This window comes from Mycolicibacterium arseniciresistens (assembly GCF_030519285.1).
GTDB lineage: Bacteria > Actinomycetota > Actinomycetes > Mycobacteriales > Mycobacteriaceae > Mycobacterium > Mycobacterium arseniciresistens.
This window is the reverse complement of record NZ_JAUMSQ010000057.1, coordinates 1-14298: the sequence shown is the minus strand read 5'-3', so window position 1 is coordinate 14298 and position 14298 is coordinate 1. Positions and strand designations below refer to the sequence as shown.

Annotated in this window: 15 protein-coding genes; 10 read left to right on the top strand and 5 right to left on the bottom strand. The window is 69.2% G+C overall.

Features of this window, described 5'->3' with window-relative positions; genetic code table 11:
- The first annotated feature begins 223 nt into the window (after positions 1–223).
- Both Q2100_RS10675 and Q2100_RS10670 read left to right on the top strand, forming a co-directional pair.
- Positions 224–931, top strand: a complete 708-nt coding sequence (locus Q2100_RS10675) for a hypothetical protein (protein WP_302914030.1) — start codon at positions 224–226, stop codon at positions 929–931.
- Positions 932–970: 39 nt separating this feature from the next.
- Positions 971–1735 carry an enoyl-CoA hydratase/isomerase family protein gene (locus Q2100_RS10670; RefSeq protein WP_302914029.1) on the top strand — a complete coding sequence of 255 codons (765 nt, stop codon included), beginning with the start codon at positions 971–973 and terminating at the stop codon, positions 1733–1735.
- Here the strand turns inward: Q2100_RS10670 and Q2100_RS10665 are convergent, their stop codons facing one another.
- The gene (locus Q2100_RS10665; RefSeq protein WP_264011873.1) at positions 1736–1927 is read right to left on the bottom strand and encodes a (2Fe-2S)-binding protein; all 192 of its coding nucleotides are present in this window, start codon (positions 1925–1927) and stop codon (positions 1736–1738) included.
- Positions 1928–1931: 4 nt separating this feature from the next.
- On the bottom strand, positions 1932–2570 hold the full coding sequence (locus Q2100_RS10660; RefSeq protein ID WP_302914028.1) for a fatty-acid--CoA ligase: 639 nt from the start codon (positions 2568–2570) through the stop codon (positions 1932–1934).
- Positions 2571–2811: 241 nt separating this feature from the next.
- On the opposite strand from Q2100_RS10660, the gene bfr reads away from it, so the two are divergent.
- From bfr to Q2100_RS10640, 4 genes are all read left to right on the top strand, one after another.
- The gene (bfr, locus tag Q2100_RS10655; protein ID WP_264011875.1) at positions 2812–3303 is read left to right on the top strand and encodes a bacterioferritin; all 492 of its coding nucleotides are present in this window, start codon (positions 2812–2814) and stop codon (positions 3301–3303) included.
- A 144-nt stretch (positions 3304–3447) separates the two neighbouring features.
- Positions 3448–5520, top strand: a complete 2073-nt coding sequence (locus tag Q2100_RS10650) for an MDR family MFS transporter (RefSeq protein WP_407667609.1) — start codon at positions 3448–3450, stop codon at positions 5518–5520.
- A gap of 41 nt (positions 5521–5561) precedes the next feature.
- Entirely contained in the window at positions 5562–6044 is a 483-nt protein-coding gene (locus Q2100_RS10645; protein ID WP_264011876.1) for a carboxymuconolactone decarboxylase family protein, read from the top strand.
- Positions 6045–6109: 65 nt separating this feature from the next.
- Complete coding sequence (locus Q2100_RS10640; RefSeq protein WP_302914027.1) at positions 6110–7471, top strand: type I glutamate--ammonia ligase; 1362 nt, start codon at positions 6110–6112, stop codon at positions 7469–7471.
- A 4-nt stretch (positions 7472–7475) separates the two neighbouring features.
- Here Q2100_RS10640 and Q2100_RS10635 read toward each other — a convergent pair whose 3' ends face one another.
- The 3 genes from Q2100_RS10635 to Q2100_RS10625 form a co-directional block, all read right to left on the bottom strand.
- On the bottom strand, positions 7476–7919 hold the full coding sequence (locus tag Q2100_RS10635; protein ID WP_302914026.1) for a nuclear transport factor 2 family protein: 444 nt from the start codon (positions 7917–7919) through the stop codon (positions 7476–7478).
- The gene (locus Q2100_RS10630) at positions 7909–9696 is read right to left on the bottom strand and encodes an N-acyl-D-amino-acid deacylase family protein (protein WP_302914031.1); all 1788 of its coding nucleotides are present in this window, start codon (positions 9694–9696) and stop codon (positions 7909–7911) included. The genes Q2100_RS10635 and Q2100_RS10630 overlap by 11 nt, the downstream gene beginning before the upstream one ends.
- Before the next feature lie 100 nt (positions 9697–9796).
- Entirely contained in the window at positions 9797–10741 is a 945-nt protein-coding gene (locus tag Q2100_RS10625; RefSeq protein ID WP_302914025.1) for an SDR family oxidoreductase, read from the bottom strand.
- A 65-nt stretch (positions 10742–10806) separates the two neighbouring features.
- Between Q2100_RS10625 and Q2100_RS10620 the strand changes: the two genes are divergently transcribed.
- The 4 genes from Q2100_RS10620 to Q2100_RS10605 all read left to right on the top strand — a co-directional run bounded on the left by Q2100_RS10620 (position 10807) and on the right by Q2100_RS10605 (position 14094).
- Positions 10807–11718 carry a dienelactone hydrolase family protein gene (locus Q2100_RS10620; RefSeq protein ID WP_302914024.1) on the top strand — a complete coding sequence of 304 codons (912 nt, stop codon included), beginning with the start codon at positions 10807–10809 and terminating at the stop codon, positions 11716–11718.
- 94 nt (positions 11719–11812) lie between these two features.
- On the top strand, positions 11813–12919 hold the full coding sequence (locus Q2100_RS10615; protein ID WP_302914023.1) for a glycosyltransferase: 1107 nt from the start codon (positions 11813–11815) through the stop codon (positions 12917–12919).
- Between the two features lie 29 nt (positions 12920–12948).
- Positions 12949–13632 (top strand): YoaK family protein, encoded by a 684-nt coding sequence (locus Q2100_RS10610; RefSeq protein ID WP_264011883.1) that lies wholly within the window; start codon positions 12949–12951, stop codon positions 13630–13632.
- 66 nt (positions 13633–13698) lie between these two features.
- Positions 13699–14094 (top strand): cupredoxin domain-containing protein, encoded by a 396-nt coding sequence (locus Q2100_RS10605; RefSeq protein ID WP_302914022.1) that lies wholly within the window; start codon positions 13699–13701, stop codon positions 14092–14094.
- Positions 14095–14298 lie beyond the last annotated feature (204 nt).

Genomic DNA, 14298 nt, shown 5'->3' with positions numbered 1-14298 from the left:
CGCCGCGGTCGCCGCGCCGACCGCACCGAATCGCAGCGCGACCGCGGCCACGAACAGCACACCGGCCAGACTGCGCAGCACCGCCCCGAGGTCGAGCGGCCACCTGGGCGCCGCCCGCTCGAGCGTCAGGGGCCGAAGTTGCACCCGCCCATTCTCACCCGGAGGCGACGCATCGCGGGGCAGGCCGCCACACCGGTTCGGAAACGATATGTAGGTTCACCCCGTGGAGAAGGTCATGATCACGCTGCGGTCCGACGAGGTCGACGACGCCTGGTGTGAGCGGTTGCGCGGCGAGGTCTCGGCGGAGCTCCTGGCGACGGGCGTGCCCGGTCTCGCGGTGAATGTCCGCGACGCGGTGGTGCGGGACTCGCTCATGACGTTGACCACGCTGGACCCTCCGGTGATGGCGGTCGTCAGCGTGTGGACCCAGCAGTACTACGGCGGCCAGGTCGCCGCGGTCGTCGAGCGACTGGCGCGGGAGTGCGCCGAGGCAGCGGCGTACCTGGTGACCGAGTCGGTGCCGTTGGCGCCGCCGACACCCTCTCCGGGGGAGCGGGCGGCGGGACTGGTCAACGTGGCGCTGCTGCGCCGCCCGGCCGAACTCGACGAGGCGAGCTGGCTGGAGCGCTGGCACGTCGACCACACCCCGGTTGCGCTGGCCACACAGGCCACGTCGGGCTACGTGCAGAACACCGTCGTGCGGGCCCTCACGCCGGCGGCGCCGGAGCTTTCCGCGCTGGTCGAGGAGACGTTCCCGCTCGACGCGGTGTCCGACCTGCGCGCGTTCTTCGGCGCCGCGGACGACGCCGATCTCGGCGACCGGATGCGGCGCATGCTCGCCAGCACCGGTCGGTTCGGCGCCGATCGCGACGTCGACACCGTGCCCAGCAGCCGCTACGTGTTCCGCACGCCGTTCGCACCGACCACCTGAGCGCACCCGGGCGCGACGCGATTGCGTACGCTGCTGGCCGTGACACTGCAGATCAGTGACGAGGGCGCGGTCCGCACGATCACCCTCGACCGTCCGGCATCGCTCAACGCGTTCAACGAGGCCCTGTACGACGCGACCACGATCGCGTTGCGCGAGGCGGACGCGGATCCGCAGGTGTCGGTGGTGGTGCTGACCGGGGCGGGCCGGGCGTTCAGTGCAGGCAACGACCTCAACGAGATGGCCGCCCGCGTCACCGATCCGGACTTCCAGCCGGGCGAGTACGGCTTCCCGGGAATGATGGAGGCGTTGCTCACCCTGCGCAAACCACTGGTGTGCGCGGTCAACGGGCTGGCCGTCGGCATCGGCACCACCATCCTCGGCTACGCCGATCTGGTGTTCATGTCGAGCGCCGCGCGGTTGAAGTGTCCGTTCACCAGCCTGGGTGTGGCGCCGGAGGCGGCCTCGTCCTACCTGCTGCCGCAGTTGATCGGCCGGCAGAACGCGGCGTGGATCCTGTTGTCGTCCGAGTGGATCGACGCCACCGAGGCGCAGCGGATGGGCGTGGCGTGGCGGGTCTGTGAGCCCGAGGACCTGCTCGCCGAGGCTCACAGGCACGCCGCGTTGCTCGCATCGCGCCCGCTGCCGAGCCTGATGGCGGTCAAGCACACCATGGTGGAGCCCACGCGGGAAGCGATCCGCGACGCGATCGCCAGGGAGTACGCCCAGTTCGCCGAACTGCTGGGCTCCGCCGCCAACTCCGAGGCGCTGGCGGCCTTCGCCGATCGACGCGACCAGGGGGAGTAGTCAGCGCCCCGCCGGGGTCGCAGAGTCGTTGACCTGGTGGGCGGCGATGATGGCGCGCAGGGTGCGCCGGCACCGGCCGCACTCGCTGCCCGCGCCGCAGGCTTCGGCGATCTGCTTCGTCGTACTCGCGCCCGCGGCCACCACCTCGTCCACCACATGACTGGTGACGCCGTGGCACAAGCAGACGAACATCAGCTCACCCGTTCGTTCCGCCGTCGATGCTCATCAGATGCGCGAAGCGCCCGACGAACTGGGTGGGGTAGGCGCCGAGGCCGGCGTGCGACATCCACTCCGCCGCGGCGTCGGGATGCTCTATCCAGTTCCGCGCGCTGGCCTCGTCCTGGATCTCCTGCAGGATCATCACTTCCTGCCCGTCGTCGAGCGCCCGGTACACCCAGATCTTGCGGACACCGCCACGCTTGAACCGGTCGATGCCGTCGTGGATCTTGGCCATCAGGGCCGGCACGTCGTCGACGGACGACATGACGCCGACGACGGTGCGGCCGACGTGTTCCTCCGAGGTCGGCCCGCAGAGGTCGATCTTCTCGACCACCTCGCCGCCGAAGATGGGTGGGATGTCCTCGACACCGGAGATGTCGAACCATTCGAAAATGGTCGGTGACCGCAATATCTCACGTATCGACATCGGATTGCGCAAGCCGATCGTCACCAGCACGCGCCCCGGCTCCCAGATCGACCGGTAGAGAACGACGTGATGCGCGCCGATCGCGTCGAGACCGGATTCGTGTTTCTGGAGCCAACGCCACATTCGATCGACGTCGTCGACCCGGAAATCGCACGCGAGAATGAGCGAGTGGAGGTCGTACTCACCCATTGTTTTCCACCTGTCCGAGCTCCCCGTCGACGCGTTAGCGCAGTCTAACCTTAGTTAGGACAGGCAGTCCAGAGTGCCCCCACTTGAAAGGTGAGGCTGTCTTACCAAAATCGCTCCTCGGTCCGAAAACATGCCTCTGACAGGCGTAATGAGGTGCCCATCCGGCCACTTCTGCACTAGATTGGAGAGGCGGCGCAGATGGCGACACGTTGGTCGGCCCCCGAGGTGTTTAGGAGCGAACATGCAAGGCGATGCCGAAGTCCTCAAATTGCTCAACGAGCAGTTGACGAGCGAATTGACAGCAATCAATCAGTACTTTCTGCATTCCAAGATGCAGGACAATTGGGGCTTCACGGAATTGGCCTCACACACTCGGGCGGAATCGTTCGAAGAAATGCGGCACGCCGAGTCCATCACCGATCGAATTCTCATTCTCGACGGGTTGCCGAATTACCAGCGGCTTTTCTCCCTGCGCGTCGGGCAGACGCTGCGCGAACAATTCGAGGCCGATCTCGCGATCGAGTACGAGGTGATGGCACGGCTCAAGCCGGGCATCACGCTGTGCCGGGAGAAGGAAGACCACACCACCGCCAACCTCTTCGAGTACATCCTTGCCGACGAGGAGAAGCACATCGACTACCTCGAGACCCAGCTGCAGCTGATGGACAAGCTCGGGGAGCAGCTCTACGCGGCGCAGTGCGTGTCCCGCCCGCCGGGCAGCACGGCGGAATAGCGCGCCGCCCGCGCACATTCGCACCGGGTTGTCCGGGTAGCCGGCCGCAGGAACGGGAAGCCCCCGTCCTGCGGCCGTTCTGCGTCGGCCGTAACTTTTCTAGCCTAGCTAACGATGTACGGTCAGGCGGCGAGAAAGGCAGGCATGACGACCACGACTCCGGAGGCAACGGCCAGCGATCCCGAGGACCGCAGCGCAATGCTCGGCGCCCGGCGCCGAAACCTGGTGTTCGTCGCCGTGCTGCTCGGGATGCTGCTGGCAGCCCTGGACCAGACGATCGTCGCCACCGCCCTGCCCACCGTCGTGGCGGACCTCGGCGGCGCCGGGCACCAGTCCTGGGTGGTGACGAGCTATCTGCTCGCGTCGACGATCGCCACCGCGATCGTCGGCAAGCTCGGCGATCTGTTCGGCCGCAAGCTGGTGTTCCAGGTCGCCATCCTGTTCTTCCTGGCCGGCTCGGTGCTGTGCGGGCTCTCGGAGTCGATGACGATGCTCGTCGCCTCCCGCGCGCTGCAGGGTATCGGCGGCGGCGCGATCATGGTCACCGCGACCGCGCTGATCGGCGAGGTCATCCCGCTGCGTGACCGCGGCCGCTACCAGGGCGCCCTCGGCGCCGTGTTCGGCGTGACGACGGTGGTGGGACCGCTGCTCGGTGGCTTCTTCACCGACCACCTGACCTGGCGGTGGGCCTTCTGGATCAACGTGCCGGTCGCCATCGTCGTGCTGATCGTCGCCGCCACCGCCATCCCTGCCCTGGCCCGCGGCGCACGGCCGGCGATCGACTACGCCGGAATCGTCCTCGTCGGCCTCGGCGCCTCCGGCCTGACACTGGCCACCAGCTGGGGCGGCGGGGAGTACGCCTGGGGCTCGCCGGTGATCATCGGATTGTTCGTCGGCTCGGCCGTGGCGTTGGCCGCCTTCGTGTGGGCCGAGAGGCGGGCCGCCGAGCCGATCCTGCCGATGCGGCTGTTCGCCAGCCCGGTCTTCACGGTGTGCTGTGTGCTGTCGTTCATCGTGGGATTCGCGATGCTCGGCGCGCTGACGTTCCTGCCGACCTTCATGCAGTTCGTCGACGGGGTGTCGGCCACCGAGTCGGGCCTGCGGACGTTGCCGATGGTGGCCGGTCTGCTCATCACGTCGACCGGTAGCGGCATCCTCGTGAGCCGCACCGGCCGGTACAAGATCTTCCCCGTCGTCGGCACCGCCGTGATGGCGGTGGCCTTCGTGCTGCTGTCCCGGATGGACGCGACCACCCCGCTGCTGCTGCAGTCGCTCTACCTGCTCGTGCTCGGCACCGGCATCGGGCTGTGCATGCAGGTGCTCGTGCTGACTGTGCAGAACACGTCGGCCTTCACCGATCTCGGCGTCTCCACCTCGGGGGTCACCTTCTTCCGGACCATCGGCAGCTCGTTCGGCGCGGCGATCTTCGGCTCGCTGTTCGCCAACTTTCTCGACGACCGCATCGGCGCGGCCGTCATCGCCAGCGGAGCACCGCCGGCCGCCGCGGAGTCGCCGCAGGCGCTGCACGAGCTGACGGCGCAGCAGGCGGCCCCGATCGTCACGGCCTACGCCGACTCACTCGGGCTGGTCTTCCTGTGCGCCGCACCGGTCGCACTCGTCGGGTTCTTCGTCGCCCTGCTGCTCAAGGAGGTGCCACTGCGCGAGATGGAGACCGGGGTCGCGGTCGATCTCGGCGAGAGCTTCGGCATGCCGAGCACCGAGACGCCCGAGAAGCTGCTGGAGACCACCATCGGCAGGCTCATGCGCAACTCACCGGACATCCGGCTGCGCAACGTCGCCGGTTGCCCTGGCTGTGAACTGGACGTCGCCCGGCTGTGGGCGCTGCTGCAGATCTACCGGCACAACCAGGCCTTCGGCACCGCCGATCTGACCACGATCGCCGACCGGCTGCGCATCCCGTGCGAGGTGATCGAACCGATTTTCGGCCGGCTCGTGGAGACGGGATATGCCCTGCGGACGGGCAATCGGCTGTGGCTGACGCAGCGCGGCGCGCGACAGGTCGACGCGGCCTCCGCCGCCCTGGTCAGCCTCATCGTCGACAAGCTGGCGCAGTCCCCGACGTTCGAGGGCCGGCCCGACCGGCTGCAGGTCGAGGCCGCGCTGGAGCGCATCGCCCACCGCATGCTGGTGCAGCGCGACTGGGGTGACGAGCGCGGCGAACTCACCGCCGCCGCACCCGCGGCGCCGACAAACTAGAACGTGTTCCAATTCCGGCCGATCCGCCGTAAGATCCGTCCATGAGCCGAATCGGAGACTTCGCCGACGATGACGTCACCGCCTTCGCCGTCCGGTCACCCGACCTCGGCTCGGCGATGGCGAATTTCACCCAGGCGGTCTACGCGAAAGGCCGGTTGCCGCTGCGCGTGCGGGAACTCGCGCGGATCGTGATCGCCGACTCGAACGAGTGCGTCGTCTGCCTGAACACCCGCGACTCCGACGGCGCGGCCGCAGGCGTGGACGAGGACCTCTACACCCACGCGTCGGAATGGCGGACGTGGCCCGGCTACAGCCCCGCCGAACGGATCGCCGCCGAGTTCGCCCACCGGTTCGTCACCGACCACACCGGCCTGCGGGACGACGAGGACTTCTGGCAGCGCGCAGGCGAGCACTTCGACGGCGACCTGATCACCGATCTCGCGATCTCGTGCGCCATGTGGCTGGGCATGGGCCGGGTGCTGCGCACCCTCGACATCGGCCAGTCCTGCAAGATCACCCTGTAGAGGACGCTCGCCAGTTCTGACCGCGGCGCGGTTCCCGCCGCGGCTGTGCGCCCGCGCCATGCACAATGACGGGCATGGCAGCCAAACCGCTGGCCGCAGCGGCCATCGCCCAGCTCGAGTCCGACGGGGTCGCCACCCTGATCGGAACCGTCGTCAATCCCGCCGGCCTGACACACGCCAAGACGGTGCCGCTGCGCCGGATGGGGGCATTCGCCGACCCGGGGCTCGGCGCCAGCCCCGTCTGGCACGCCTTCACCATCGATCAGGTCGGCATCGCGGTCAGCGACGCCATCGGCCCGGTGGGCGACCAGCGGATCCGAATCGACCTCGGCGCACTGCGCATCCTCGGTGACGGATTCGCCTGGGCGCCAGGGGCGTTCTTCGATCAGCACGGCGCACCGGACCCCTACTGCTGCAGGGGTGCGCTGAGCCGCGTCGAGCAGCGACTGGCCGACGCCGGGCTCACCGCGGCGGTCGGACACGAGCTCGAGTTCCTGCTGGTCGGGCCCGACGGCTCCCGGCTGCCGACGCACTCCTGGGCGCAGTACGGGTTGGCGGGGGTGCTCGAGTACGAGGGGTTCGTCCGCGACGTCACCGAGGCCGCCACCGGTTCCGGGGTGAACATCGAACAGTTCCACGCCGAGTACGGACCGAATCAGTTCGAGATCTCGCTCGCACCACAGTCGCCCGTCGCCGCGGCCGACCACCTCGTGCTGATGCGGATCATCGTCGGCCGGGTCGCCCGCCGGTACGGGCTGCGGGTCAGCCTGTCGCCGGTGCCGTTCGCCGACAGCGTCGGATCCGGTGCTCATCAACATTTCTCGTTGCTGAAGGACCGGACGCCGGTGTTCTCCGGCGGGGCAGGCGCACACGGAATGACGCCGGCAGGGGAGTCCGCCGTCGCGGGGCTCGTCGCGGGCCTGCCCGAGGCGCAGGCGACGCTGTGCGGCTCGGTGGTGTCCGGCCTGCGTGTGCAACCCGGCCACTGGTCCGGCGCCTATGTCTGCTGGGGCGCCGAGAACCGCGAAGCCGCAGTGCGTTTCCTCACCGGAGGACCGGGCAACCCGCACGGCGGCAACGTCGAGGTCAAGGTGATCGACCCGTCGGCCAACCCCTACCTGGCGTCGGCGGCCGTCCTCGGCCTGGCACTCGACGGCATCGAGCGGGAACTGGCGCTGCCGCCGGAGACCACCGTCGACCCCGCGACGCTCAGCGCCGAACAGCGCGACAGCGACGGCACCGTGCTGCTGACCGCCGAGCAGAGCACCGCACTGGACAGGCTGGATCGGTCCGCCCTGCTGCGCGGCGTCCTCGGCGACGAGGTGGTCGACGCCGTGCTGGCGGTCCGGCGCTACGAGCAGGAGAACTTCGGAGACCTGTCACCCCACGAACTGTGCGACAAGTTCCGGATGGCCTGGAGCGTCTAGGTTTCTAGATGAGCCCGGTGGCGTCGAACACCCATGACGTGTCGGCGCTCATCAGCTCTTCCATCCAGGTCGGCGGCGCGGTGGCGGTCAGCCCGGACATGTCCCAGTAGTCCTTCCAGATCGTGATCTTTCCGTTCTCGACGCGGTGCACCGTCACGAAGCGCAGCACCGCGGTCTCCCCGCTGTGCCATCCCCAGGTCTCGGAATGCTCGTACATCACGTCGGCGCCGTTGCTGACCAGCGTGCCGTCGTGGTTCTCATAGCTCGCCAGCGGCTCGAGGCCGACCTTCAGTCGCTTGACGATGTCGTCGGGGCCCCGTGCGGCCAGTGCCGGGCCGACCGGCATGTCCGCATAGATGCAGTCGTCGGCCAGGTGGGTCTTGAGCAGCTCCCAGTCGCGCGCCGACAGCGCCTTCCACATACCGAGCACCGTTTCGTCAACGGGCACTGGACAACTCCTTCTCGGTTGCGGTGGGTGCCGGGGCCCGGTGGGCGGCGCGCAGGAAGCGACCCGTCCGTCGGGTGCCGACGAGGTCGGTCGGCGCTCCGTCGCGGAACACCGTGTTGCCGCCCACCAGGACGGCGATGACGGTGGCGTCGTTGCGGTTCACCATGCGCGACAGGCCGCCGTAGTGGTCGACCGGATGCTCGGCGTAGGCGTCGAGGGTGTCGTCCAGCCGCGCCGGATCGAGGACGACGACGTCGGCCCGGTCACCGATGCGCAGGTGCCCGGCGTCGAGCCGGTACCAGTCGGCGAGCTCGCCGGTCAGCCGGTGCACCGCGGCCTCGACCGTCATGAAGGGCCGCCCGGCCTGTTCTGCCGAGCGGACGTGGCGCAGGAACCGCAGGCCCATGTTGTAGAAGGCCATGTTCCGCAGGTGTGCGCCGGCGTCGGAGAAGCCCATCTGGATGCCGGGATCGCGCGCGAGCTTCTTGAGCACGTCGGGCCGATGGTTGGAGATGGTGGTGCGCCAGCGCAGGGCAGTGCCATGGGCGAGGACCAGGTCGAGGAACGCGTCGACCGGGTGCAGACCCCGTTCGAGTCCCACGTCACCGAAGGACTTGCCGACGAGCGAGGCCTCCGGGCAGCCGACGATCTCGGCGTCGAAGAAGTCGCGCTGCCACACCCGCATGCCCATCTTGTTCTCGTAGTCCTTACGGAACTGCCTGCGGTAGGACTCGTCGCGCATCAGCTCGTTGCGCTCCACCTCGTCGCGCAGATGCAGTGCGGCCGCACCCGATCCGAACTCCTCGAACACCACCAGGTCGATGCCGTCGGCGTACACCTCGAACGGCACGGGCAGGTGCTGCCAGCGGAAGTCGCCGCCGAGGGCGTTGACGGCGCGCGCCATCGGCCCGAGCGCCACGATGGCATACGGGTTGGACTTCACGTCGGCGGCGGACAGCAGGCTGGTCTTGAGTGGATTGCGGAAGACGCCCAGCGACTGGGCCAGCTGCGACACCAGGTTGAGCGGATTCTGGATGTCGGGGCCGGATTGCAGGATCCGCCCGGTTCGGCGCAGCAACGACTTGAGCCTGCGCAGTTCGCGTGGCTTGGCATAGGTGGACGGCAGGGTGCGCGAGCGGCAGGTGTCACCGTCGATCTTGTCGAAGAGCAGTTGCATCGAGGACATTCCGACGAACCCGGCGTCGAGCGCCGCCTTGAGCATCCGCTCCATCTCGGCCTGCTCGGCCCGGGTGGGACGTTCGTCGCTGCGGGTGGCGCGGTCGAGCCCCATCACCGCGGTGCGCATGTCGGAGTGGCCGAGGAACGCGGCGACATTGGGGCCCAGCGGCCGCGACTCCAGGGCCGATACGTATTCCTCGCACGACGACCAGGTCTTGTGCCGGTCGACCGCCGCGATCACGTGATCGCGGGGGATCGCCTCCACCCTGCCGAACAGGTCGCCCGCCGCCTCGCCGTCGACGTGGACGGTCGACAGCGAGCAGGACCCCAGCATCACGGTGGTCACGCCGTGCCGCAGTGACTCCGACAGCGCCGGGCCGTCGAGCACCTCCACGTCGTAGTGGGTGTGGATGTCCAGCATGCCCGGCAGCACCCAGCGGTCGGTGGCGTCGATGACCTGCGGGCAGTCCGCCTCGTCGAGCGGGTCCGGCGAGATCGCGACGACGTGGCCGTCCCGGATGCCGATGTTCCTCACCGCGGAGGCGGCGCCGGTGCCGTCGAACCAGCGGCCGTTGCGGATGATCGTGTCGTAGGTCACCTCGTCATAGAACCGCCCGCGGTATCGCAGTGTCAACGAAATCAGTGAACAGATTCTGCAATTTGTCTACTGATCTGGCTGCAGCCGCCTGGACCTGCGGTTATGCGCTGTCCCACGGGTCGGGCCTGCGGCCGTCGAGGTCGGTGAACCCGTAGACGCGCGCCAGTTCGGCCGCACTGACGGAGCTCTGATTCCACCGCGCCCGGTCCTCGTCCGCGGCGATGGCGGCCACCGCGCGCCCGACGAAGCGAGGCGACTCGGAGTCCGCGAAGCCCGGTGGTGCGGTCGGGCGACCGGCGGGGCGGTCGGGTTCCAGCGCGATCCGCCAGTCGTCCTCGGTCACGCCGTAGTTGTCGAGCATCATCTCCGACCGCAGCCAGCCGGGCGTGACGGCGACGGCGGTGGCGCCGAAGGGGGACAACTCGTGGCCATGGGAGAAGGCCAGCCGGTTGACCGCCGTCTTGACCAGGTCGTAGAACACCGAGAGACGGTATCGGTCGGCGTTGTGTTCGCTTGTGCCGTCGGTGATCTCCACGAGGAGCCCGCCCGGTGCCCGGACCAGCAGCGGTAGCAGGCAGTGCGAGGTGATGAGATGGGTGTCGAGACCGAGGCGCAGGATGCGCAGTCCCGCGTCGAGGTCGTGCTCCCACACGGGCCGGTTCCAGCTCGGCGGCGGGCCCTTGAGCAGTTCCGCGCCCCAGATGTCGTTGACCAGGATGTGGATGGTTCCGTAGTCGTCGGCGATGCGGTCGGCGAGGGTGCGCACCTGCGCGATGTCGAGGTGGTCGACCTGGACGGCGACACCGGTGCCGCCGAGTCGGGTGACCAATTCCGCAGTCTGCTCGATGGTCTCGGGGCGGTCGTAGTCCGACCGGATGCCGCCGGGGCCGGCAGATCCCGACCTGCTGCTGCGACCGGTGCAGATCACCGTGGCGCCGGCCTCGCCCAGTGCTGCGGCGATGCCCCGCCCTGCACCGCGGGTCGCACCGGCGACCACGGCGACGCGTCCGCGCAGCGCATCCGGATCGGGCGTCCAGGCGCTCATGAGCCGAGTATGCGCGCGGCGGGTCTCGCCGCCGCCGCCGGCATCGCAGGCGCATACTCGCCAAGGTGACTCCACTGCAGCGCTACATCGCCGAGGAAATCGCCACCGACCACGTCGACGGCCTGCTGTCCAGGCGTGAAGCCGTGCGCAGGCTCGGATTGCTCGGCCTGAGCACCGCCGCGGCGACCTCGCTGATCGCCGCGTGCAGCGGCAACAAGGAGCCGACGGCCGAGGCCCCGGTCACCTCGAGCGGAGCGGTGACCGCCAGTGCGCCACCTCCGGGAGCCGACACCGCCGTACCCACCACGCCGGTGACCTGGGCGGGGCCGCGCGGCGAGTTGCAGGCGGCGTGGGCCGAGGCGCCCGCTGCACGCGGCGCCGTGCTGGTGATCCACGAGAACAAGGGTCTCAACGACTACATCCGCTCGGTGGCGGGACGCTTCGCCGGCATCGGCTACTCCGCGCTGGCGATCGACCTGCTGTCCGGGCAGGGCGGCACCGGGAAGTTCGCCGATCCCGCCGAGGCGACGGCCGCGTTGAGCAAGCTGCCGCCGGCCGAGGCCGTCGCCGACCTCAGGTCCGGACTCGACGAAATCGCCCGCCGGGTGCCAGGCAAGAAGCTGGCCGCCGTCGGCTTCTGCATGGGCGGTGGCATGGTGTGGCGGCTGCTGGCCGCGGGCGAACCCCGACTCGCCGCCGCGGTGCCGTTCTACGGGCCGACGCCGGACAATCCCGATTTCGCCGGCTCCAAAGACGTTGCGGTGCTTGGTCTTTACGCAGCGCAGGATCAGCGGGTCAATGCGACGGAACCTGTCGCCCGTGCCGCACTCGAGAAGGCCGGACTGGTGTTCGAGCTCGTCACCGAACCCGATGCCAACCATGCGTTCTTCAACGACACCGGTGATCGCTACGACCCCGCGGCCGCAGCGGACGCCTGGCGCAGGGTGCAGGACTGGTTCACCCGCCACGTGGATTGAGCCTCCGCTCCTGGTGCCGAGGTTCACGGGTCGTTAAGACACCGGTTGCACCGCCGTTGTTGACCGCACATGCGCTGCGGTTTCCATCGGTGCCATGCGGGTTGTGCAGGTGGCGAACTTCTACGGTCCGCGGTCGGGCGGGCTGCGCACCGCAATCGACAGGCTCGGCGCGGAGTACAGCGCCGCGGGCCACGAGGTGTATCTCGTCGTGCCCGGACGCCGTCCCGAACAGCACACGCTGCCGTCGGGCGTCACCCGGATATCACTGCCCGCGCGGCTGATCCCGTTCACCGGCGGCTATCGGGCGGTGCTCCCCGGCCCTGTCACCACCCTGCTTCGCGAACTGGAGCCCGACGCGATCGAGGTGTCCGACCGGCTCACACTGCGCTCGCTCGGCGGGTGGGGCAGGCGGAACAACGTCGCCAGCGTGATGATCTCCCACGAACGGCTGGACCGGCTCGTCGGCCAGCTGTTGCCCGGCCCGATGGCGCGCGCCGTGGCGAACATCGCCAACCGCCGGACGGCGGCGAGCTACGACGCGGTGGTGTGCACGACGGCGTTCGCACGCAAGGAGTTCGACCGCATCGACGCCCGCAACGTCGTCACGGTCCCGCTCGGCGTCGATCTCGACCAGTTCCACCCGAGCCGGAGATCGCTGCAGGTCCGCCGGCAGTGGGCGGATCCGCAGCAGACTCTGCTGGTGCACTGCGGGCGCCTGTCGGTGGAGAAGCACGCCCACCGCAGCATCGACACCGTCGCATCGCTACGGAGTTCCGGCGTGGACGCCAGGCTGGTCGTCGTGGGGGAGGGACCGATGCGGGCGCGGCTCGAACGCCAGGCCGCGCGGCTGCCGGTCGCCTTCACCGGCTACATCGGCTGCCGCGACACCGTCGCCACGATCCTGGCCTCCGCCGACGTCGCTCTGGCTCCCGGTCCGCACGAGACGTTCGGGCTCGCCGCACTCGAAGCGCTGGCGTGCGGAACCCCCGCCGTGGTGTCGCGCACCTCCGCACTCGCCGAGATCCTCACCTCGGACAGCGGCGCCACCGCCGACAACGATCCGGATGCCATCGCGGCCGCGGTCTCCTCGGTGATCGGCACACCGGAACCGTTGCGCCGCAACAATGCCCGGCGCCGCGCCGAGCAGTTCACCTGGCCGCGGGCCGCGGCGGGGATGCTCGACGCGCTCGGCGCCCGATGACGGGCCGCCCCGCACGCTAACGTGACCGGATGGTCGAACCGGGACCAGCAGACACCGAGCGCACCAGGACGCTGTGGTTCGCGTTGCTACTGACCACGGCCAACGGGTTCCTCGACGCGTACACGTACGTGTCCCGCGGCGGGGTGTTCGCGAACGTGCAGACGGGCAACGTGATCTTCTTCGCCATCGACGTTGCCCACGACCACTGGGCGGCGGCGATGGCCCACGTGTGGCCGTTGCTGGCCTTCATCGCCGGCATCGTGCTCGCCGCCCACATCAAGTCCGGGCGGGTGGAACGCGTGGTGCCGCACCCGCTGCGGTGGACCATGGCCGTGCAGGCGGCGGCGCTGGCCGTCATCGGCTTCGTCCCGGCTTCGGTGCCGCACAGCTATGTGACGGTGCCGATCTCCTTCCTGGCGGCCGTGCAGATCGGCCTGTTCCGCAACATCGGCGATCTGGCCTACCTGCCGGTGGCGACCACCGGGAACCTGTATCGCTTCGTCGAGGCCGGTTACGACGGGTTCGTCGAGCGCCAGGCCGCATCACGGCGGGCGTTCGGCGTCTACGGAGCGCTCATCGCCGCCTTCGCGACGGGCGCCGTCGCCGGTGCGGTCGGCAGCCGGGCCTGGGGTGTGCATGCCGTCTGGCTGCCTGCTGCCTTCCTGGCGGTGACACTCGCGCTGTTCATCGTCGACAGGCGCGCGCTGCGCTGATCGGCCGATTCCGCCCGGGCTCCGACCACGACGAGGACAATCACGCCCACGAGCGAGGGGCGAACCATGAAGACCATCAAGATCCTGCTGATCGGGTGTCTGATCGCACTGGCCGCGGCGTGCGGGCAGGCCGAGAGCCCCAGCGACACCTCCACCGCGGAACGCGACCCGGGGACGGCGAGTGCGACGGCGACCAGCGAGGCCAGCGCAGGCACCGCGCCGACGATCACCATCAGCAGCATGGAGTTCGGCGAACCGATCACCGTCCCGCCCGGTGCGCTGATCTCCGTGGCGAACACCGACCGGGCCGAGCACTCGGTGACCTCCCGTACGGCGGGCCGGTTCGACGTGCACGTCGACGGTAACCAGAAGGCGACCTTCACCGCGCCGACCGAGCCGGGAACCTACGAGTTCTACTGCACCTACCACCCGAACATGACGGGCTCGTTGATCGTCTCCTGACGTCTGCGCCGGTTTAGTCAGCCCCCGCGGAGGGCATTCCGGCGAAATAGCGGGATCGTCAAAACTGGTGACCGCGCCCGCACCGAACGAAGGAGCCCGTGGTGGCCACCAACACCGTCATCTGGATCGTCGTCGCCGTCGTGGTCGCCGTGGCGGTCATCGCGCTGCTCGCGGTCCTGGCCCGCAAGCAAAGTCACAAACGCC